The following is a 20354-nucleotide window of genomic DNA, read 5'->3' as shown; positions in this document are numbered from 1 at the left end:
GCACGGCAGCGGTCTTGGCAAAACCCGCTGGGTTGTCGAACGAACGATTGCCTGGCTACACAATTTCAAGCGATTGCGCGTCCGTTTCGAACGCCTCGTCACCATCCATGAAGCATTCCTGAAGATCGCCTGTTGCATCATCTGTTGGCGACACCTCAGGAAGTCATTTTGTTAGGCCTTCTTATAGCGTGCAAGGGACTCCACAAGTAGCGTCAAGCGAGGCCCCAGCGATCCAGGGTGGCGCACATCGCTTGACCATCAACGGCCGTGCCGAGGCTGTCGGGCGCGTTTTGACGAAGACGCTGCTGGGGCACTGTCCTCTTCATTTTCTACGGCGGGAAGCACCAGGTCTTCCATCAACGCCAGTGTCCGAAGGCAGAACTCGTTACCGGCGACACGTTCGGTGTCTGAGAAGTGCGCCATGGCCGGGGCGATCGACGATTCTTTTGCTAGCTTCTCCACTGCCTGCTCGACAGTCTCAAGTCCCTTCCGGGTGAGATGAACGATGAAGCCGCCGGCGTGACCGGGGTCGGCCATACGCTCCACCATGCCGTGACTGACGAGCCTGTCAATTTTCTTGGTAATTGCTCCCGAGGTGACAATCAGGGCGCGATAAAGATCCGTGGGGCGCTTGGCATACGGCGGGCCTCCTCTGCGCAGGGCCAGGAGCACGCGCATGTCGGACCCGCTGATGTTCCATAGGCGCTGACACATCTGATCAAAGGCTCGTTCCACCAGCGTACCAAGACGCATGAAGTAGATAGCCAGCAGGAAATTGGAAAGATCGAGATCGCTCCGCTCATGCTGCCATTGCAGCGTGATGAGATCGATGTGACTACTACCTGACAAGCGCGGCTTTCTAGTCGAGTCTGGAGGCGAAACTGACGCCTGTTTCTTGCGCATGCGCGTAGATGCGGCTGGCTTTGCGGCGTCGTTACTCATCGATTTGCTTCCCTGGACGAAGTCATGGCTGCCGCCAGAAGATGCGGCCGTGCCTCATTGTACGCAATTTCCAAAAAGGCAAGAAAGCCGCTACTACAAGGAGCGCAGGACCGGAGCGCAGGATCAGGCGATGCGCCGGCGCGGATACCAGGAAATCCCGGAATCGAGCAAGCACCACGCTAAACCATCTTCCAGGAAAGTCGCAGGCTGGCTCGCTGGGCATTGGACGGAAATGCTCAGCCGAGCCGGGAAGGCCAAACTGCCGCTACCGCGTCCTGCAATGTCTGCAATGGCCAATGGGTGCCACGAGAGAGGCGGCAAAAGAATGCCCAGGTCACATTGATTTGGACGCCTTTGGGGTCCCGTATCGTTCAGCGGCCAATGAACCTGACCGGAGCCGGCTCTTCACCTCGCTTAAACGCCTCTGCACGAGCGGTTCGTCCCATCCGCGCGTCTTCCGTGGTGTGAAGACCCATCGTGATATCCAGAAGCAACGAGTCTGCGCCTGGCACACCACCGCCGGACCAGGCTTTCAGCAATGCGCGAATCGCTGCATAGGAGCAGGTGGGGCCGGTAGACAGCTTGCGTGCGAGGCCATCTGCGAAATCCTCGACTTCGCCCTCCGGAACCACGAATGCAGCTACACCGAGCCTCCCCGCTTCGGCCCCCGACATTGGCTCGCTCAGCATTGCGTAACGGGCTGCAAAGGCTCGGCCCGCTCGCTCCGCTAGTCGTTGCACAGCACCTGCTACCGGGGCGGAACCCACCGAGGCTTCAATGCATCGGAAGGTTGCGTTCTCCGCGGCGACGATAAAGTCGCAGGCCAGCGCCAGCTCGAATGCGCCGCCAAGGGCCGCGCCGCGTACTGCGGCAATGGTTGGTATCTGCAGCGCCTCGATGGATCGGTAAGCATGGTGGATCTCTGAAATGAATGTGCGCCACGCGTTGAAGTCCTTATCAATGAAGTCAAGGACATCACCCCCCTGGCTGAAGTTGGGGCCTTCTGCTCGAATCAACAGTGCACGAATATCGGTCTCGCTGGCCTCGTGAACCGCGTCCCGCAGGCAGTCAGAGAAATTCGTGGCAATCAGATTCGAAGGTGGATTTGCAAGAACGATGTGGCCGACATCGTCCTGACGCTCAAAATGAATGGCTTTCATACGTGAGATCTCCCTATGAAGTGAAACATTCCACTCTTGCCGAGGTTCCGCTGCAAACTTCGCGATCGCCAACCTCGTGACAATCCAGGCCGTGGTAGAGATTCCCGCAAGCCCACCCATCGAAGAGATCAGGCAAACGTTCGTTGGCAGACTGCCGCGAGCCAGAGAACGCTGGTCTTCGAAGGAGTGGGCGTGCGGTTGGCGCTCCACCGTCGCCGCGACTATGGGTTATTGACCGCTGCACGCAGCATGCAGGCCACCTGGCACTGAGCTACCGCTGCAGAATCGAGCAGGCCACGCATGCTATAGAAAGTGTGCAACATGCCCTGGTAGCGTACGCACGTCGCGGAAACACCTGCCTCAGCCAGCTTCGCCGCGTAAGCTTCGCCGTCATCGCGCACGGCGTCGCACTCTGCGGTGATGACGAGGGCAGGTGGCAGGCCCGCATGGCTATCGGCAAGCAGCGGCGAAAGCTTCCAGGCAGACGGTGATACGCCGTGATTGAGTGCATACGTGTGGAACGCATACTCAACGTCGACCTTGCGCTGCATGAAGCCTTCCGCATAGGTCGACAGTGAGTCTGCTTGCAGACGGCCATCCGTGGCGGGATAAACGAGTGCCTGGGCGAGAATGCGAGGGTTCGCCTGATCCCGGGCGAGCAGGCAGACCACTGCAGCAAGATTGCCGCCTGCCGACTCGCCGAACACTGTCATCCGGGCAGTGCGGAGCCCAAGTTCATGGCCGTGGGTGGCTACCCAGCAGGTCGCCGCCCACGCATCTTCCAGTGCCGCCGGGAAGGGATGCTCGGGCGCAAGCCGATAGTCGACATTGACCACCGCCAGCCCCGAGTCGTTGGCCAGGTGCCGGCATACGGCGTCGAAGCTGTCAACGTTTCCCATCAGCCATCCGCCGCCATGGAAGGCCATCACCACGCCACCGGCGTTCTCCGGAAGGTAGATGCGCAGAGGAATCCTGCCGCCGTGCCCAGGAATGAGGAAATCAAAGACCTTGTCGATCTGGGGGCCGTGCGCACGCTCCCTGGTGCGCGCGGCGATTCCCGCGCGTGCTTCCTCTGGGCTTACGTCGGCCATGCCTGGCTTCGCCGCGGCGGCAGCGGCCATCGCCCGAAGAGATGGGTGGATCTGATCTTGAGTAGAACCGGGTTTCATCTTGCTCAGGGAGTCGGAGTTGCCGAGGGAGCGAACGTAATCTTCGGCACTGCGGCCATGACGCCCAGGCCACCATCGACATTGATGATCTCGCCGGCCATGTGGGCGCTCAGATCGGAGGCCAGGAACAGCAGATGACTCGCGATTTCCGCTGGCGTGGCTGCGCGTCCGAGGGGAATCGCCTGTCCGACGGCTGTCCAGGTCGCTTCGTCCAGGCGCTGGTTCAGTCGCGGTGTGCGGACAAAGCCTGGAGACACTGCATTGATGCGTATGTTGTGCCGTGCATACTCTACGGCCGCGGAACGGACAAGATGGTGCAGTGCCGCCTTAGAGGCCGCATAGGCAACTTCATTCGGCACCACGCGTTCGCCCGCGAGCGAGCCGACAAATGCGAAAGTCCCGCCGCCATCGGCCTTCATGATCTCGGCACCGATCTGAATCGCCAGGTAGGCATGGCGAACAACAATGTCGAACTGCTGGTCCCATGCGGCGTCGTCAAACTCGACCAGCGGCTTGACCCCCGCGACACCAATGATGTCGACCACGCCGTGGATGCGGCCGAAGTGTTGGCGCGCCGTGTCGAACACGCGCTGCATGTCTGAGCGCGACGTCGCGTCGGCTGTGCAGGGGATGCCGCCTACCTGCTCGGCAATGCTTTGGGCGAGTTGTTCGTCCCGATCGACGCACAGCACGCGCGCACCGGCCTGGGCGAGTGCGTGGACCGTCTGTTCGCCAATACCCTGGCCAGCCCCGAGCACCACGAAACCACGGCCGTCGAGCCGCAGGAGGGATAGATAGTCCGGAGTACTGCTGTGGTTGCTATTTCTCATCACGGTATTTTCCTTACGCGGTCTCCGTTTGGCGGTGGGACGGCAACAGGTCTTGCCAGGCCGTACCTTCTTCGAGTTGCGCGTCGCAAGCGCTCACGCTGGTCAGGTCGAGGCCGAGCGCGGCGGGCTGTTGGTTCTGCATGGCGCGCTTGACCGATTCCAGGAGCACGCGGCGCACGCGCACGACCGCCTGGTCGGCAGGTACCAGATGCTCGCGCGAACGGTCATACAGGGGACCTTGAGACAGCGCGATGGTCGCGTCCTCTACCTCCACGCCTCGCAAGCCGGTCCAGTTTTCCTTCATGAGCACGCGGTCCTGGCCAAACATATCCGCCCAGGTCGCCTTGAAGGCGCTGTGCTTGCGATCGTAGTAGCGTGGGTCGTCGAGGCCCAGCAGTTCGATGATCTTCTCTTCAGTGACCGGCGAATCGCCGTGGACGATGAGGTAGGTGCTTGTGTGCGTGTCGTCCTCCGGGACCTCGAGGACGGTGAACTGGAATGCCGGGGCGGGAATGATGCGGCCATACGGTACGATGAACGGGACCACGCGCGCATTGCGGATTTTCGGGTCATCGGTCTTGCGCAATGCCACATAGTGGAAGCCGAATGCGGTCTCCTCAATCTTCAGCGCGGGTTCCAGATCGTTCGAAGCCAGCGCAGCGGGGTTGACCACGTCCGGGTTGCGCGTGAATTCCTCATCCTTCCAGCCCGGGCGCGCCATGTTGGTATGCAGCACGCCAACATGCGAGCTGTCCTCTCCGCCTTCAACCAGTTGCAGGTAGTTGCAGGCAACGTTGACGCGCAGGACGACGCGGTGATCCGATTCGGCATCCATGAATGCGTAGCGCGAGAACGCCGGCTGCAGTTCCTTCGGGCCGACGTACGCCCAGACGATGCCACCTTCCTCGTGCACGGAGAAGGCGGGTGCCTTCATGCGCGCAGCGTACTTGGGGTCCGCATGGTTCGGTGTTTCCAGCACGTCTCCGAGCGCGTTGAACTTCCAGCCGTGATAGAGGCAGCGGATACCGCCTTCTTCGACCCGGCCGAGTGCAAGGGACGCACCCCGATGCATACAGAGTTCTTCAAGAAAGCCGACCTGTCCTTGCGTGTCCCGAAACGCAACATAGTCCTCGCCAAGCAGGCGCACACGCAGCGGGGGGCAGTCCGGATGCGGCAGCTGGGCGGAGGTGCACACCGGATGCCAGAAGCGCCGCATCAGGGTGCCGCCAGGCGTGCCGGGGCCGACACGGCAAAGCACGTCGTTGTCTTCATGACTCAACATATCGAACTCCTGTCTTTGATGCTGATATTGGATGGGCTAGGCGCGAGCGGCCCCGGATGAAACGATCGGGTGATGAGGGACCAGTCGGCGCCAGTCCTCGTCCTCGGCGATTTCGGCGGAAACCCCGATAGCGCGGCCCCCTTCTGCGCGAAGCGCCGGTATCTCCTTCCGATCGCGTTCCGCGCGAGCACATGCAAGCAGGGTGCGTTGCAGACGGCTGATGGCGAGATCGGCGGTGGACAGCATCTCTAGCGAGCGGTCACGGATGGGGCCGCTGGAAATGCTGCAGGCGGCGTCTTCCTGCGTGATGCTGTCGAGTCCGGTGAAATGGCCGTTGCGCTGCCGCGCGCGGTCCTGACCGAAGCCATTGGCGACGGACATCGCTGCCGGCGAATCGCAGGTGTCGGCCGTCATGCCATATTTGCGCAGGGTAGGCTCGTCCAGGCCCACGAATGTGAGCTGCGCACTGCGCAACGGCTCTTCGCCGATGGGCTTTTCCGCGTCCCACCACACGTGATAGAAGTTGCAGCGTTCATCGTCGATGGGGACGATGGCCAGCCATACATCTCCGTTCGCGTTGGCGATGAAGCACGGTGTGACGAACGCCGTGACGCGGGCAATACGCTTGCCATCGGTCTCACGGATCGCCACATAGTGGAAGCCAAAGTCCGTCTCATCCGCTTCGATCTTTGGCGACGCGTCGAATTGCATATGCGAGGTCTTCTTCGCATAGTCGAGGTCGGAATCGTTGGTTCGGGCAAGCGCGGAACCGTGAAGTACGGTCAGATGCGACGAGTCGACCAACCCCTCCATGACCTGGACAAAATTGCAGTTGACGATCGCGCGTGCGTTGATGCGGTGGGCGTCCGGCTGATCCATGAACGCCCAATGAGGGAAGGGCGGCTCTTCGCCTTGTGGGCCAAGATACGCCCAGAGCAGGCCTCCCGCCTCACGTACGGGATAGGTTCTGCCCTTGATGCGGTCCTTGAACCTGGGATCGGTAACATTGGGAGTGTCGAGCACCGTCCCATCCACCGCAAACTTCCAGCCGTGATAGATGCAGCGCAGTCCATCGCCCTCGGCACGCGCCAACTGCATGGAAGCGCCCCGATGCAGGCAGCCCTCTGCATAGAGGCCAGGGCGGCCTTGTTGGTCGCGCCACACTACGTACCTTTGTCCCAGTACTTCAATGGTCTGCGGATCTCCGTCTGGCAGAGGCATGTCGGATGATTGCATCACCGGCAACCAGAAACGGCGCATCGCGTTGCCCATGGCCGTATCCGGGCCAGTCCTGCAAATCAGCTCGTTGTCCTGCTGTGTCAACATATTGGTCTCCTGTCTTCAGCTTGCTTTGGGAATGGGAACGTGGATATCAAAGATCCAGCACCAGTCGTGGAGTTTTTGCGCGCGAGCAGCAAGGCATGAAGCAGTCGTTGCGTGCGTGCTCGCCCTCCGTAAGGTAGAGATCGCGATGATCCGGAACGCCGGAGAGCACCTTTGTCATGCAGGTGCCGCATACGCCTTGCTCGCAGGACAAAGGCAAGTCGAACCCTGCTTCCAGTAGTGCCTGCGCGGCACTCTGCTCGGCGGAAACCCGGATGACCTGGCCGCTGCTCCGGATCTGCACTTCGAACGGGGCGTCAGCTGTATGGTCGATCGGCGCTGCCGAGAAGTACTCCCGGTGCAGGTGTTCCTCGTCCCAGCCGAGCTCGCGCGCCGTTGCCAGGATGTGATCCATGAAGCCGGTGGGCCCACATACGTACAAATGCCTTTCTGCGGAGGGTGCACCGATTGCGGAGCGGGCATTCAGTTGCTGCGCCGGCGCTTCATCATCCGCGTGCACATGCACCTGATCTCGGAACTGCGCCGAATTCAGCCTGTCGAGGAAGGCCATGCGCGACAGTGTCCGGCCGCAATAGTGCATCTCGAACTGCCGGCCTTCACGGGCGAGCTGCTGGGCCATGCAGAGGATAGGCGTGATACCAATCCCCCCCGCGAAAAGAACAGCGGTGGCTGGGCCGCTATGTAGCGGAAAATGATTGCGCGGCGCGCTGATGGCGAGCGTGTCACCTTCGCGAATATCGTCGGCCAGTTTTACGGAGCCGCCACGGGATTGCGGGTCGCGCAGAACACCGATCCGATAGCGCGATTGTTCCGCGGGCAGCTCATACAGGGAATATTGCCGTACCAGCCCTCCGGGCACATGCACGTCAATGTGTGCGCCGGCGTCGAACGTAGGCAGTTGGTCGTCAGATACGGGAGCGAGCTCGTAGCCGGTGATGCCTTCGGCCAGTAACGTCTTGGTGACGACCTTTACTTGCAGCAGGGAGTCCATATTTGTCTCAATATTTTCTGAGGGAGATTCTCAGGTAAGCGAATCAGAGCGTGGCGGCGGTAGCGTGCCGTCGACGCTGGATGACTATCGGAGAAGCTCCCAGGCGGCGCTGGGTTAGCCAGCGCGCGAGACCCTGGTCCATGACGCGCACATGTTCAGGAAACCAATCCATCAGCGCGCGCGCAAAGGCGCGGACAACCTGGGTATGTCCCTTGTCCAGCCTCTCCCGTACCTCGTCAATCGACTTCAGCACGGCAGAATGCTCGTCGATATGGCAGCCTGCCGAGCCATAGGTCGTTTCCCGCATGGAAGCGTCCTCTTCACCAAAATGACGGCGGGCGTGGTCGGCGAAATCATCAAGCGCGTGCCTGAGATGGCCGTCGCTAGCTGTCAGCAGCGCATGCACGCACGCGACAAACTCGTGATGCATGTCGTCCATGGACTGGTGCCCAAGCGCAAATTCGTCGTGCCAGGCGAACTCGGAAACGTCCGTCATTGCTACCTCTTTCAAAAAAAAGCTTGTAGTCCAGGGCCCAACGGTATGGAACAACTGACCCTGGCCAACTCAATTCCGGGGCGAAACCTGCACTGACCCGGCATGCCTTCAAACGGGACATTGCTGACGCCTCCCGCTGCCGAGTTCTGTGACAACGCACAATCGCTGCGGCGACCTGGCTATGCGGACACCAGAGGCGCTGCTGCGGTGTCCGGACAAGATCGACCCGCTTCTAAGGAAGCCCACAGTGACGATGCGTGGCAGCAACTTCCCTATAACATCTTCCATGGAAGATTAGTAAGTGAGCGGGAAATTGTCGAGGTAGGGAAAATACCGATAAGCGCCTTGGAGGGTGGTGAGAGCCGCCGAGGGCACGTCGATGTGAGGTAGTCCGGTTTCCAAACGACGATCGGCAGACGACGGATCCCCAGCCTCAGGGTAATCGAGGATCGCACAGTGTTGACATGGAAGATACGTTGCGCAATCTTCCTGGGAAGATGGAACTTACTAGGGGACGGGAATGCCCCATTCGGCGTGAACCCAATCGGGCTGAATCTTCGCCCCCTATGTTGAGCGAGCCCGGGCCACAAAGGCCGGCGCTGAAGATGGCATCTCGCTGAATGGCGCCTGAGCCGGACGACGTCAATGAGCTGGCTTCACGAAGGCTCCACTGGCCCGCGTGCCGCAATGTCGTACGTGAAGGTCCTGGCGGGCTACGGCTTCCGGTTCAGTTTTTCGTATCCGGCAACGAGCGCATCGAGCAGGTGGCGCACGGCCGGCACCATTCCTCGTCGCGTCGGGAAGATCGCGTGCACAAGACCCGGCTTTGACGCGAGGTCCGGCAACAATTGGCGCAGCCGTCCGGACCGCAAATCGTCGTCCACGAACTCCCTGGGTAGCATGGCCACGCCTACACCCAGCGTCGCGGCAGTGCGCAGGCTGTCGATGTCGTCGGTCGCTAGTCGAGGCTGATGTACCAACGAGACCAGTTGCCCTCCGGCGTCGACCAGGTTCCAGACATACCGCTCGCTGTTGTTGGCCATGGACAGGGTCGGCCAGTCTTTCAAGGCATCCATCGAAGTCGGGGCTGCATAACGCTCGACCAGATTCGGGCTGGCAACCAGAACGAAGGTCGACAATCCCAACTGCCGGACCGCGAGGCCGGAGTCCTCCAGCGGCGGAAGCCTGACCCGAATGGCGAAGTCCAGGCCTTCCTCGATGACATCCACGTGCCGGTTGGTTGCATCGACCAGCACCTGGACCTGGGGGTTGTCCCGGATGTATTGCGAAATGATCTCCGCGATGCCCGAACTCAGTAGTGCTACCGGGCAGCTTATCCGGACGGTGCCCTGTGGTTGGGTCCGGGTCTGATCCACGATCTCCTTGGCGGCCCTGGATTCCGCCACCAGTGCCAGGCAGTGCTGGTGAAATTGTCGCCCGGTTTCTGTCAATGACAGGCTGCGGCTGGTGCGATTGAGCAGGCGGACCCCAAGTTCCTCCTCCAGGGCGCGAACGCGCCGGCTCAGCTTCGAGGTCTGGAGCCCAAGACCGCGGGCGGCCGCGGTAAAGCTTCCACGCTCGACCACCTCGGCAAACAGCCGAAGATCATTGAGATCCGAGATCTGGTCCATGGGTCCGGGCTCCAAAGTCAGCTGGTCGTTCTGTCTATGGCAACGATACATTGCGGTCAAGGACATATGCAAGCAATCGTTGCTCCAATAGCATTGCCGTTAGCCTGAGACCGTCATCCATTTCGGGTCGGTCGTTGATGGCAACCGGCCCATTCCGGCCGGCGGAACATGGAGACGGGAAGGCGCGCGCACCGGCGTTGGCAATCTCGGGCCGGATCGAAATTGACGCCGAGCCCATGGGGCCGCTGGACAGGGCCGCGATCACGAACGCGGCAGCTGCCGAACGTATTGCTCTCGAACACTCCTAGCGTCAAGTTAGGATTTCCTTTCCCCGCCAGCATTTCCGTGGGCGCCAGTGGCAACTTGCTTCCTCAATCGCTCGTAAAAAGTGGAAAGGACTGGCCCACCCGCGGGACCACTCAAGGCGTATGCTATCGAGCTGTCCTGCCTGAGACCGCGACCGCTGCAATCGGCGCGTCGGGCGATCAAAATCATCATCCGTGGCGAAACGCTTCATCGACGGCGACCACCATGCAGAAGCCAAAGATCCTGACTTACATCGATGTCGGAACGGTCGGCGGTTCACACCTGATGCGGGCGATCGCCCAGCAACTGGTGCCCGCTGCTCACGAATTCCAGGCGGTAATGGCCGACGACGTCAGGCGGGACCCGACTCTCTTCGATGACGCGGTGCTGTTCGTCATGCCGGGCGGAGCCGATTTGCCCTACTGCGAAGCGCTTAACGGGGCGCCGAACCGGCGTATCCGGCGATTCGTGGAGGAGGGCGGGGTCTACCTCGGCGTCTGCGCGGGCGCGTACTACGCTTGCAGGGAGCTCGCATTCCATGCCGGGATGCGCGGCGCGATCTGTGGCACGCGCGAGCTGGGCTTCGTCGACGCGGTCGCCGTTGGCTCATTGCCCGAGCTTACCGGTGGCATCCCCTACGACGCCACGCCGAGGACTGCCGCCGCGACTGGCATCCGAACCACGGATTGCCTGTCCGCCGTGCCATTGACGCCTCGCGTCCACTATCACGGCGGCTGCCGCTTCGATTTCGCCGACCCGGCAAGTCCGGCGGCACGGATCCTGGCCGTGTACACGGAGATCGAGGCTGAACCCCCAGTGATCGTAAGTGCGTCTGTGGGCGAGGGGAAGGCGATACTGAGCGGCGTCCACCTGGAAATCTCGGAGCGGGAGTGCAAGGAGGCCCTGCGCGAACATAGTGACATGGCGGCGCACGTGCACGTCTGCGACAAGCTTGCCGAGACGGGGAACGAACGGCTGGAGGTGTTTCGGCTGTTGCTTGCTCATGCCGGACTCAAGCTGCGCCAGGGACGGTGTGTCGCGTCGTCCGGACAACCTGCTTCCACTACTGGGTCATAGCACCGCTAGCAAAGCTCAATGTCTGCTGTGGGTGGCCGAGAAGCGGTCGGCGAGTCTCTCTCGTCTGAACCGCTCAGTCACAAAGTCGATAAAGACCCGTGTCTTGGCCGGTAATAAGGTCCGCGAGGCGTAGTACAGAGATATCTCGCCCGCATCCGAGTGCCAGCGCGGAAGCAGCCGGACAAGGACTCCGGTCTCCAGGTCTGCCAGCACGTCAGGGACCGCCAACAGCGCTACGCCGAGTCCAAGTCGGGCAGCTTCGCGCACTGCTGCCAGATCGTTCACGACGATGTTCTCAGACATCAACGCCGCCACCTCCTTGCCGCGTCCGTCACGCATGGTCCATTGCCGAATGCGGCCGGTATCCGGCGATCGCATGGCGATGCCTTGCAGTCCGGCGAGGTCGGAGGGTGTGGCCGGAGCCTTGCGGCCGTGCAAATAGCCGGGCGATGCCACGGCAATGATGTGGACTGGCGCCAGCGCTCTGGCCACGATACCCGGCGCAAGCTCGAAGCCGCCGCCAATGGCCAGGTCATAACCCTCCCGAACCAGGTTCACCTGGCGAGTATCGAAATGCCACTCCGGGCGAATCCGCGGATACCGGCTCAGGAACTCCGGAAGAAGCGGAAGGATATGTCCCGCGCCAAAGGTCGGGCTCAGGCTCACCTTGAGTATGCCGGCGGGTTCGGAGGCTCCCGAAGTGGTTTCGGCAATGGCGGCCTGCAACGCGTCAAGACTGCTGCCGATCGACTGCAGAAAGCGCTCTCCGGCTTCCGTCAGCGTCAGTCGCCGGGTGGAGCGCTGGAGCAGCCGGACGCCGAGGTTGCGCTCGAGCATTGCGACATTGCGGCTGACTGCGGCAGGCGTCAGCGCGAGCCGCCGTGCCGCCTCCGAGAAGCTGCCATGCTCCGCGCTCTTCACGAAGCTTTCCAGGTTGGCCAGGGTCTCCATCGCAATCTTCAACGTTTGATTGAAAATGGATCAAGTCTATACCACCTAATAAAGGCGGAATAGCTGGTCTATCGTTCGTACATGCCCGCCGATTCCATAGGGGAACATCATGAAGAACGCAGCGATGCTGCTCGAGCAGCATTTCAGTTTGCTGGTGGATGACCACCAGCAATGGAAGAGCCTGATCACCGACGACGTCGTATGGGAGCTGCCATATGCACCGAGCCTCGGTCACCCGGGCCGGTTGGCCGGCAGGGAAGCCGCTGTCAGGCATGCCTTGTGGTTTATCAGCGAGGTGTCCGATTTTCGCTTTGACGAAGCGCGGATCTCCGCGCTGGCGGACCCTCGGGAGTCCATCGGCGTGGTAAGGGCAACAGGGCGGATCCGATCGACAGGACGCGCCTATGAGCAGGAGTACGTCGTCTTCCTGACCGCCAGAGATGGAAAGATTGCGCACCTGCGCGAGTACTTCAACCCGGTCCAGGCTGCAGTGGCGATGGACGCCGAAATCGCGGCAATTCCTGCAAGGAGCATTTCATGAAGGCCATTCAAGTTGACGCATTCGGCGGCCCGGAAGCTTTGGTGCTCCGCGAGGTGGACGATCCACGCCCGGCCGACAATGAAGTCCTGATCGACATCGCCGCTACGTCCGTGAATCCCATTGACTGGAAGATTGTGTCCGGCGCGATGCGGAACATGATCCCGTTGCCGCTGCCATTTACGCCTGGCGTGGATGCCGCAGGGACCGTGGCCGCCGTAGGACGCAACGTGACGGCGTTCGCGCCGGGTGACGAAGTCATGGGCTATATCGGAATTGTCGGTGGCTATGCGACACGCGCCGTGGTCAACGCGGAGCGGCTTGCCCGCAAGCCAGGGAACGTTACGTATGCGCAGGCGGGCGGAATCTCGACCGTCGCGCTCACGGCCTGGCAAGCCCTGTTCGAGCAAGGTGGCCTTCGTGCCGGGCACAAGGTTCTGATTCATGCCGCTGCCGGGGGAGTGGGGAGCATCGCCGTTCAGTTGGCGGCCCTGGCAGGCGCCGAGGTGATCGGTACAGCGTCAAGCGCGAATTTCGACTATGTGCGCAGTCTTGGTGCCGCCGAAGTGATCGACTACAGCGCCGAGGATTTTGCGAGGCGGGTGTCGGATGCAGACGTGGTCCTGGATCTTGTTGGAGGGGATACGCAAGACAGGTCATGGCCAGTGCTCAGGTCCGGCGGGGTCCTTGTTTCGACTGTCAGCCAACCGGACACCAGGCATGGTGGCGACAGAGGAATAGAAGGCAAGTGGTTCGCCACTCGCCCGGATGGCAAGCAGCTTTCCGAGATGGCAGCCTTGTATGAATCGGGCAAGCTCCGGACTACCGTCGATTCGGTCTATTCCCTCGGGGACGCAAGCCAGGCGATGGCCAAGAGCCTGGCAAAGCATGTCCGGGGAAAGGTTGTTCTCCTGACGGAGAACGTCTGACGAACCGGGGCCCGGCACCAGCGAAATTGTCGCCGGTGCCGTGCGCCGGGATTCGCGCGGGCGCACGCCAGTGCTGCATGAGGCGGGCATCGACATTGTTTGTCAGAGAGAGCAGGACCAGGTCCGGCGCGGGTCGCTGAATGCCTCGCCGGCCGGCCCGCACGGCATCCCTTCTTTCTCAAGACAGTCACCATGCCATCTTCCAAGACAACTGTTGTCCTTTCGAATCCACACCCGGTTCTCGGCAGCACCGACGTTTTCAAGACGTTCAACTATGCCCCGGCCGTTGCGGCGGGTGGGCTGTTGTTCATTGCCGGCCAGATCGGCATCCGAGCTGACGGGACGGTGCCCGCCAGCGTGGAGGAGCAGATCGATCTCGCATTTCAGCGGCTGGGGGCGATCCTGCAGGCGGCCGGGCTCGGCTTTGAGGATCTTGTCGAGCTGGTCAGCTATCACGTCGATGTCGACAAGCAGCTCGCGGCGTTCCGCGAGATCAAGGACCGTTACATCCGGGAAGACGCTCCCGCCTGGACCATCCTCGGCGTGGCCGCCCTGGCCAGGCCGTCGCTCTTCGTCGAAATCAAGGCTGTGGCTGCGACACGCGCTGTGTGATCGGCAGGGGGGCAGCGCGGTCCCGCGTGCGCGCGCCTGAGGAGCAGTCCCCGGCATCGTAAGCGGCTGGGCGTGTGAGAACGAACGTAATGCGATGGTAATGGAATGGTCAGTCTGCGGTCAGCGGACGGAACCAATACTGACGACAGCATTTTCATCATGTCGATGAAAGCGCGGCGGCTCCGGTGCTACCGGAGGCATTCCAACTGAAAGAGGTATCGCATCATGAAAGCAATCGTTCGAACCGTACTTGTTTCCTGCGCCCTCGCAGCCCCGGCGCTGACCTTCGCGCAAAGCGTGCAGGCACCAATTACCCGTGCCGAGGTACGCGCCGATCTGATCCGGCTGGAACAGGCCGGCTACATACCGGGCCGCGGCGACGACGCGACCTATCCCGAAGACATCCAGGCGGCCGAAGCCAAGGTGCAAGCGCAGGATGCCGCCGCGCTCAACGGTGCTTCGGCAAGCATGCAACCGCAGGTGCAGCGCCATTTGCAGGCAGCTGCGCCCGCAGCCGCTGGCCAATCGGGAATGGATGACCTACACAGCTCTTTCTACAACGGCGCATAACACGCTCATGCCGCCGCAGGCGACCTGTTCCGCTCGCGAACCGCACGCCTGCGACACGACATCCGCGGCGAAGTGGACTGACGAGGGGCTGACTCAGCGCGCAACTGCAACCAGGGCGCCATTGATGCTCCCACGCAGATCCCGTAGCAGAGCGCATGGCATAAATAAAGACTAAGCGCGCCGGTATCGAGGTTGCGGGGCGATCACGCTGGCAGACGATCCACGCATGGAGCCGCGCCGACGGACTGCTTGCGCGCGGCAACCCAGGCCCACTCGCCCCGATGAAGAATCGCGTCGTCCGAACTTATACTCCACTATTTGCAATATGCGCGCCTGCCGACACGCGAAGTTGCCGGCCGGTATCGCCGAGGGTGCATGCTGAATCGACTCGAAATGCTCAGGATTTTCTGCGTGACCGCGGAATCGCCTTCCTTCAAGACGGCGGCAGCTCGTCTGAGCACCTCGCCCCAGACCATCACGCGCGCGGTGAAGGAACTGGAAGACCTGGTGGGCGAGCCCCTGTTTCACCGCAATACGCGTAGTGTGCGAATCACCGCCGCTGGGGAGCGGCTGGCCGAACGGGCACGCCAGACATTGAGGGATGTTGACGGCCTGTTCGCCCAGCCTTCGGCCCGCGCCGCGACCGAGCTGAGCGGCGCTGTGCGAATCACGGCCCCATACACGCTTGGGCGCGAACACCTGCTGCCGGCACTGCGGCAGATTGCCCTCGATCATCCGGGCCTCATGCTCGACCTGAGGCTGTCGGACCAGGTTGCCGACGTGGTGGACGAGGAAATCGACATCGGCGTGCGTCTCGGCATGTTTCGCGACCAACGCTTCGTCGCCCGCATGATGGGGCGGATTTCGTTCCATGTGGTAGCGACGCCGGAGCTGGTGGCGCGCGCCGGCAGGCCTGCGGTGCCCGCCGATCTCCACGGGCTGCCCACCACCGGCCTGGTGGCGGGCAGCACCCGCAGACCCTGGCCCTGGTACTTCGCGCAGGGTGAGCAGTTCATTCCCCGCGCCCCGGCGTTCCTCACCGACGATCCGGAGACCGAGCTCAGCGCGGTGCTGTCCGGACTCGGTTATGGCCAGTTGCCGGACTACCTTGCTGGCGCATACCTCCGCGCGGGCCGGCTTGTCAGCGTGCTGGAAAAACACACGCCGCAGCCATGGGGCCTCTACGTTTTCCGTCCGCGGCGCGCGCCGGTACCCAAGCGCGTGCGGCTGGTGTTCGATGCACTGGTTGCGTATTTCACCGATCCCGACCTGTTTCCCGGCAGCGGACAGGGTGGCAGGCGCAGAGCGTCCGGCGGAGCGTAGGCGGCGCGCATGGGCCATCGCGGCATCGCTGCCGCCCTGGCCGTCTTCCAGGCACAAAGAGGAATTCCGACGCCTGGAATTATGAATTCCCAAGGATTTCATTCCATGTGCGCCGCGAGCGCACCAGAATCTCCATTGCATTTGCCGTGTTCGGCCTTGTAAAGGCCGTCCGTTCCCACTGGCACGCCCCGCAGGAAAACATGAGAACAATCACCATCAACGGTAAGCCCCAGAAGATCGATTTGCCCGACGAAGCGCCGCTGCTGTGGGCCGTGCGCGACCACCTCGGAATGACCGGCACCAAGTTCGGTTGCGGCATGGCGCTGTGCGGTGCCTGCACAATGCACCTGGACGGGCAACCGATCCGCTCCTGTGTCACGCCCGTTTCCGCGGCGGCTGGCAGGAAGCTAACCACCATCGAGGGCCTGGCGGCCGACAAGGTCGGGCAGGCGCTGCAAGCGGCGTGGGAACAGTTCGGCGTGGCACAGTGCGGCTACTGCCAGGCCGGCCAGCTGATGTCCGCCACGGCGCTGCTGAAGGCCAACCCGCATCCCAGCGAAGCCGATATCGACGGCGCCATGAGCGGCAATATCTGCCGCTGCGGCACCTACACGCGCATCCGCGCCGCCATCCAGCATGTGGCGAAGTCGAACGTGGCAGGCAAGGGGGGTGCCAAATGAACCAGGCACCAATGAGCGGGATGAGCGGTATTGATCTGGCAATGGCGCTGGCAACGGCGCAGGACGCCACCACCGGCGCGCCCGCGTCGGCAGGTCGGCGCCGATGGCTCAAGGGCATGGGCGTGATGACAGGACTGGCACTGACCGTCGGCCTGGACGGGATCGTGCTGGCGCAGGAGGCCAGGAAGTACGGCCGCGACGGGATGCCGGGTGGCGCGGTGGATGATCCACTGGTCTTCGTGCAGATCGGCGAGGATGGTCGCGTCACGGTCGTGTGCCATCGCTCCGAGATGGGGCAGGGCGTGCGCACCAGCCTGCCGATGGTGGTGGCCGACGAACTGGAAGCCGACTGGGCCCGCGTGGCGGTGGAGCAGGCCCTGGGCGACGAAGCGCGCTATGGCAACCAGAACACCGACGGCTCACGCAGCATCCGGCATTTCTTCGAGCCGATGCGGCGCGTCGGCGCCAGTGCGCGGCAGATGCTTGAAGCCGCAGCCGCCGCGCGCTGGGGCGTCCCGGTGAGCGAAGTGCAGGCGCGCAACCATGAGGTGGTGCATGCCGCGAGCGGCAGGAAGCTGGGCTACGGCGCGCTGGCGCGCGACGCGGCCCGCCTGCCCGTGCCTCCGGCCGCGAGTCTCAGGCTCAAGGATCCCGCCGCCTTCCGCTATATCGGCAAGGACAGCACGCGCAATATCGATGGCCGCAATATCGCCACCGGCCGCGCGCAGTACGGCATCGACGTGCGCATGGACGGTCTGCTCTACGCCGTGATCGCCCGTCCGCCGGTCTTTGGCGGCAAGGTGGCCAGCTTCGACGCGGCACGGGCCGAAAAGGTGCCGGGCGTGGTCAAGGTCGTGCCGCTTGCCGGCAGCCCGGCGCCGGCCCTGTTCAATCCGTTGGGCGGGGTGGCGGTGATTGCCACCAATACCTGGGCCGCCATCAAGGGCCGCGAAGCGCTGAAGATCCAGTGGGAGGACGGCCCCAACGCCGGCTACGATTCGGTCGCCTTCAGGGCCAGCATGGAAGCGGCGGCCAACCGGCCGGGCAGGGTGGTGAGAAACCAGGGCGACGCGATGGCGGCGCTGGCCGCCAGCGGCAAGCGGATCACGGCGCAATACTACCTGCCGCATATCGCGCACGCATCGATGGAACCGCCGGTCGCTACCGCAAAGGTGAGCAACGGGTCGTGCGAGGTGTGGGCGCCGGTGCAGGCGCCCCAGGCCACGCGCGAGACCGTGGCCAAGGCTCTCGGTCTCAGGCCTGAGAACGTGACCGTCCACGTGACGCTGCTGGGCGGCGGCTTTGGCCGCAAATCCAAGCCCGATTTTGTCGCGGAGGCCGCGCTGTTATCCAGGGCAATGGGCGGCAAGCCGGTCAAGGTGACCTGGACGCGCGACGACGATCTCCACCACGACTACTTCCACACTGTTTCTGTGGAGCATCTGGAGGCCGCGCTGGGCCCGGACGGCAAGGCGCTCGCGTGGCTGCACCGGACCGCGGCGTCATCGATCAGCTCCACGTTCACCGCCGGTGCCAGGTCGGAATCGGCGGTGGAGCTGGGCATGTCCGCGATCAATGTGCCCTTCGACATCCCCAACCTCCGGGTGGAGAACCCCGAGGTGGCGGCGCATACCCGCATCGGCTGGTTCCGCTCCGTGTCCAATATTCCGCATGCCTTTGCCGTGCAGTCATTTGCCGCTGAACTGGCGGCGGCGGCGGGCCAGGATCATCGCGACTACCTGCTGGCGCTGCTGGGCCGGGATCGCCGCATCGACCCTGGCCAGATGGGCGACACCTGGAACTATGGCGAGTCGCCGCAGCAGTATCCGCTGGATACGGGCAGGCTGCGCAAGACCATCGAAGTAGCGACGCGCGAAGCGGGCTGGGGGCGCAAGCTGCCGTCGGGCCGCGGCCTGGGCCTGGCGGTCTGCTACAGCTTCGTGACCTACGTGGCCGCGGTGGTGGAAGTGGTGGTCGGCCAGGACGGCAGCATCAGCGTACCGCGCATCGACGTTGCGGTCGATTGCGGTCCCCAGGTGAACCCGGATCGCATCCGCTCGCAAGTCGAAGGCGCTTGCATCATGGGCCTCAGCCTGGCTACCAGCGGCGAAATCACTTTCAGGAACGGGCGTCCCCAGCAGGACAATTTCCACCAGTACGAGGTATTGCGCGCGCCGGCCGCACCGCGGGAGATCCATGTGCACCTGCTGCCAAGCCGCTTCGACGTGCCGCTCGGCGGGGTCGGCGAGCCGGCGACGCCGACCATTGCGCCGGCGCTGTGCAACGCAGTCTTCGCCGCCACCGGCAAGCGCATCCGCACGCTGCCGATCCGGGACCAGCTCAAGGCCTGATCCGGCTGGATCGCACGGTCGTCACAAGTACGCGATCCGCCGCCCGGCGTGACGAACAATCCGATGCTGGACAAAATATCTACTATTGCATATATTGTCCAGAACGCGTGGGCCGCCTGACGTAGCCGGGATCAGGCTGCCCCGCGTGGGACAAACAAGGACATAGATGGAGGCATTTTGAAATCAGCATCCGCATCCGTTTCCCGTAGCGTGGCGTTCGCCGCCACGCTAATTGCCGGTCTGGTGTCCGGCACGGTCTTCGCGCGGGGCGGGTATCCGGACAAGCCCATCACCATCGTCGTGCCCTATCCGCCCGGCGGCTCCAACGACATCTTCGCGCGCATCGTCGCCAAGGGCATCGGCGAGGAGCTCAAGCAAGCCGTCGTCATCGACAACCGCCCCGGCGCCAGCGGCAATACCGGCACCGGCATGGTCGCCAAGTCCGCCCCGGACGGGTACACGCTGGTCGCCGTGTCGTCCAGCATGACAACCAATGCCGCGGTGCAGGCCAAGCTACCGTTCGATGCGGTCAAAAGCTTCGCGCCGGTGGCGATGTTTGCGCGAGGGCCATTCATCGTCGCCGTCAACAACGCATTCCCCGCCAGGACACCGCAGGAACTGATCGCCGCGATCCGCGCCAATCCAGGCAAGTACAACTACGCCTCGTCCGGCCCTGGCGGCGTCAACCAGTTCGGCACCGAGCTGCTCAAGGCCATGGCCGGCAACCTGCTCATCACGCATATCCCGTATCGCGGCATGCCCCCCGCCTTGACCGACCTGATGGGCAATCAGACGCAGTTGCTGATCTCCACCGGCCCGTCGCTGCTGCCGATGGTCCGCGCCGGCAAGGTGCGCGCCATTGGCATTACCAGCCTCAAGCCGAGCCCGATCGCGCCGGAACTCATGCCCATGTCCAGCGCGGTGCCGGGGTACGAGTTCGAACTCTGGTGGGGCCTGCTGGCCCCGGCCGGCACGCCGCCGGCGATCGTCAACCAACTGAACGCCGCCGTCAATGCTGTCTTGTCCAAGCCCGAAATCAAGGCTGCGATTCTGCAAGAGGGTGCCGAAGCCAGGCCCGTCACGCCGGCCCAGTTCGCCACCACCATCGCGCAGGACGTGGAGCGGTGGAGGACGCTCGCCAAGCGACAGAACATCGTCGCGGATTGATATGG

General features: G+C 63.0%; 20 protein-coding genes. 10 read left to right on the top strand and 10 right to left on the bottom strand.

Going from position 1 to position 20354, the window contains the following annotated elements; translation table 11 throughout:
- Positions 1-175 (top strand): transposase (locus RM96_RS37650; RefSeq protein WP_152624212.1); only part of this gene is annotated, 175 nt, incomplete at its 5' end.
- A gap of 83 nt (positions 176-258) precedes the next feature.
- Here RM96_RS37650 and RM96_RS26470 read toward each other — a convergent pair.
- The 9 genes from RM96_RS26470 to RM96_RS26430 form a co-directional block, all read right to left on the bottom strand.
- On the bottom strand, positions 259-942 hold the full coding sequence (locus RM96_RS26470; RefSeq protein WP_238587418.1) for a MarR family winged helix-turn-helix transcriptional regulator: 684 nt from the start codon (positions 940-942) through the stop codon (positions 259-261).
- Between the two features lie 371 nt (positions 943-1313).
- Positions 1314-2102 (bottom strand): enoyl-CoA hydratase/isomerase family protein, encoded by a 789-nt coding sequence (locus RM96_RS26465; RefSeq protein WP_039014689.1) that lies wholly within the window; start codon positions 2100-2102, stop codon positions 1314-1316.
- Between the two features lie 221 nt (positions 2103-2323).
- A complete protein-coding gene (locus tag RM96_RS26460; protein WP_238587417.1) occupies positions 2324-3271 on the bottom strand; it encodes an alpha/beta hydrolase in 948 nt (315 codons plus the stop codon).
- 5 nt (positions 3272-3276) lie between these two features.
- Positions 3277-4101 (bottom strand): SDR family NAD(P)-dependent oxidoreductase, encoded by an 825-nt coding sequence (locus RM96_RS26455; RefSeq protein WP_052279753.1) that lies wholly within the window; start codon positions 4099-4101, stop codon positions 3277-3279.
- A 13-nt stretch (positions 4102-4114) separates the two neighbouring features.
- Complete coding sequence (locus RM96_RS26450) at positions 4115-5383, bottom strand: Rieske 2Fe-2S domain-containing protein (protein WP_039014688.1); 1269 nt, start codon at positions 5381-5383, stop codon at positions 4115-4117.
- A 36-nt stretch (positions 5384-5419) separates the two neighbouring features.
- Entirely contained in the window at positions 5420-6709 is a 1290-nt protein-coding gene (locus RM96_RS26445) for a Rieske 2Fe-2S domain-containing protein (RefSeq protein ID WP_039014687.1), read from the bottom strand.
- A 46-nt stretch (positions 6710-6755) separates the two neighbouring features.
- A complete protein-coding gene (locus tag RM96_RS26440) occupies positions 6756-7718 on the bottom strand; it encodes a PDR/VanB family oxidoreductase (protein ID WP_082016715.1) in 963 nt (320 codons plus the stop codon).
- 43 nt (positions 7719-7761) lie between these two features.
- On the bottom strand, positions 7762-8214 hold the full coding sequence (locus RM96_RS26435; RefSeq protein WP_039014686.1) for a bacteriohemerythrin: 453 nt from the start codon (positions 8212-8214) through the stop codon (positions 7762-7764).
- Between the two features lie 713 nt (positions 8215-8927).
- Positions 8928-9845, bottom strand: a complete 918-nt coding sequence (locus RM96_RS26430) for a LysR substrate-binding domain-containing protein (RefSeq protein WP_039014685.1) — start codon at positions 9843-9845, stop codon at positions 8928-8930.
- Between the two features lie 531 nt (positions 9846-10376).
- On the opposite strand from RM96_RS26430, the gene RM96_RS26425 reads away from it, so the two are divergent.
- Entirely contained in the window at positions 10377-11228 is an 852-nt protein-coding gene (locus RM96_RS26425; RefSeq protein WP_052279752.1) for a BPL-N domain-containing protein, read from the top strand.
- Positions 11229-11243: 15 nt separating this feature from the next.
- On the opposite strand, the gene RM96_RS26420 is transcribed toward RM96_RS26425, so the two are convergent.
- Entirely contained in the window at positions 11244-12179 is a 936-nt protein-coding gene (locus RM96_RS26420; RefSeq protein WP_039014684.1) for a LysR family transcriptional regulator, read from the bottom strand.
- Positions 12180-12288: 109 nt separating this feature from the next.
- On the opposite strand from RM96_RS26420, the gene RM96_RS26415 reads away from it, so the two are divergent.
- The 8 genes from RM96_RS26415 to RM96_RS26380 all read left to right on the top strand — a co-directional run bounded on the left by RM96_RS26415 (position 12289) and on the right by RM96_RS26380 (position 20349).
- Positions 12289-12720, top strand: coding sequence for a nuclear transport factor 2 family protein (locus RM96_RS26415; RefSeq protein ID WP_039014683.1), 432 nt, complete (start codon positions 12289-12291; stop codon positions 12718-12720).
- Positions 12717-13646 (top strand): NADP-dependent oxidoreductase, encoded by a 930-nt coding sequence (locus RM96_RS26410; RefSeq protein WP_039014682.1) that lies wholly within the window; start codon positions 12717-12719, stop codon positions 13644-13646. Before RM96_RS26415 ends, RM96_RS26410 begins: the two co-directional genes overlap by 4 nt.
- Positions 13647-13838: 192 nt before the next feature.
- Positions 13839-14258 carry a RidA family protein gene (locus tag RM96_RS26405; RefSeq protein ID WP_039014681.1) on the top strand — a complete coding sequence of 140 codons (420 nt, stop codon included), beginning with the start codon at positions 13839-13841 and terminating at the stop codon, positions 14256-14258.
- 225 nt (positions 14259-14483) lie between these two features.
- Positions 14484-14828: a DUF4148 domain-containing protein gene (locus RM96_RS26400; protein WP_039014680.1), complete on the top strand. Its 345-nt coding sequence runs from the start codon at positions 14484-14486 to the stop codon at positions 14826-14828.
- Between the two features lie 375 nt (positions 14829-15203).
- Positions 15204-16151 (top strand): LysR family transcriptional regulator, encoded by a 948-nt coding sequence (locus tag RM96_RS26395; protein WP_052279751.1) that lies wholly within the window; start codon positions 15204-15206, stop codon positions 16149-16151.
- Positions 16152-16351: 200 nt separating this feature from the next.
- Positions 16352-16831 (top strand): (2Fe-2S)-binding protein, encoded by a 480-nt coding sequence (locus tag RM96_RS26390; RefSeq protein ID WP_039014703.1) that lies wholly within the window; start codon positions 16352-16354, stop codon positions 16829-16831.
- Between the two features lie 41 nt (positions 16832-16872).
- Positions 16873-19182: a xanthine dehydrogenase family protein molybdopterin-binding subunit gene (locus RM96_RS26385; protein WP_152624213.1), complete on the top strand. Its 2310-nt coding sequence runs from the start codon at positions 16873-16875 to the stop codon at positions 19180-19182.
- Between the two features lie 210 nt (positions 19183-19392).
- Positions 19393-20349, top strand: a complete 957-nt coding sequence (locus RM96_RS26380) for a tripartite tricarboxylate transporter substrate binding protein (protein WP_193752525.1) — start codon at positions 19393-19395, stop codon at positions 20347-20349.
- Positions 20350-20354: the final 5 nt, after the last annotated feature.

Source organism: Cupriavidus sp. IDO (genome assembly GCF_000812465.1).
In the GTDB taxonomy this organism is placed as follows: domain Bacteria; phylum Pseudomonadota; class Gammaproteobacteria; order Burkholderiales; family Burkholderiaceae; genus Cupriavidus.
Note: the sequence above shows the minus strand (reverse complement) of the source record. Positions and strands in the feature narration are given on the sequence as shown.